The 1,104-nt window shown below is 59.2% G+C and carries 1 protein-coding gene; it reads left to right on the top strand.

The features are described from left to right. The first annotated feature begins 51 nt into the window (after positions 1–51). On the top strand, positions 52–1,071 hold the full coding sequence (locus BY454_RS16720) for an IS30 family transposase (RefSeq protein WP_104417683.1): 1,020 nt from the start codon (positions 52–54) through the stop codon (positions 1,069–1,071). Positions 1,072–1,104 lie beyond the last annotated feature (33 nt).

Raw genomic sequence — 1,104 nt, 5'->3', positions numbered from 1 at the left:
CGCGGCCTCAATAACTAAGTGCAACACCCTCTAATCGAGTATGGTGTTGCCATGAACAATCACTACCGCCACCTCAGTACGACAGACCGTGTCACGCTCATGCTAATGATGCGTCAGGGAGCCAGCCTTCGGGCTGTCGCTCGTGAGCTGAAGCGCTCTCCCAGCACCTTGAGTCGAGAGTTGCGACGACATGCGGTTGATGGCCAGCCCTATGATGCCCAGGCCGCGGCCCTATCATCCCGTTCCGCGCGTCTTGCTTGCCGGCCCAAGCCCAAGCTGGCCGAAGGAACGGATCTACACAATATCGTCCTCGACATGCTACGAAACCGGTGGTCTCCCCAGCAAATCAGCGGCACACTGAAGGCTATGTTTCCAGACCAGCCCCACTATCAGGTCTCTCATGAGACGGTGTACAAATCCATCTACGCACAGCCTCACGGTGAGTTGCGCAAGGAACTGATTGCATGCCTGCGCCAGGGCAAGACCAAGCGCCGGCCTCGCGCGGGCGGCGTGGACCGCCGTCAACAGATTCCGGATCTGGTCAGCATCCACCTTCGCCCGCCGGAAGTCGATGAACGGCTCTTGCCGGGGCACTGGGAAGGCGACCTGATCAAAGGAGCGTTCAACCGCTCCGCTGTAGGCACCCTAGTTGAACGAGTGAGCGGCCTGGTTTTTCTGGCCAAGATGGACGGCGCTACCGCAACCGCCGCCGTTCAGGGCTTCAGTGCGGCCCTTAACCGGGTACCATTGGAAATGCGCCAGACGTTCACCTACGATCAGGGGCGCGAGCTGGTGCGTCATGCTGAGATCACCCAGAAGACCGGGACGGCGATTTACTTCGCCGATCCACATAGCCCCTGGCAACGAGCTATCAATGAGAACACCAATGGCCTCTTGCGACAGTACATGCCCAAGGGGACTGACCTGTCGGTGTTCAGTCAGGACGACCTGGACGCCATCGCCTTTCAGCTTAATACCCGGCCCCGAAAACGACTGGGGTTCAAGCCGCCGCTGGAGGTCTTTATGGATCTCATCAAGCGAACACAGGATGCACCGCCAGGTGTTCATTAACCCGGCTGTTGCACTTGGAGTTGGAGACCGCCC

The sequence above is a fragment of the Marinobacter persicus genome (genome assembly GCF_002934325.1).
GTDB classification, from domain to species: Bacteria; Pseudomonadota; Gammaproteobacteria; order Pseudomonadales; family Oleiphilaceae; genus Marinobacter; species Marinobacter persicus_A.
The sequence above is the reverse complement of the archived record's forward strand: the minus strand, read 5'-3'. Positions and strand labels throughout refer to the sequence as shown.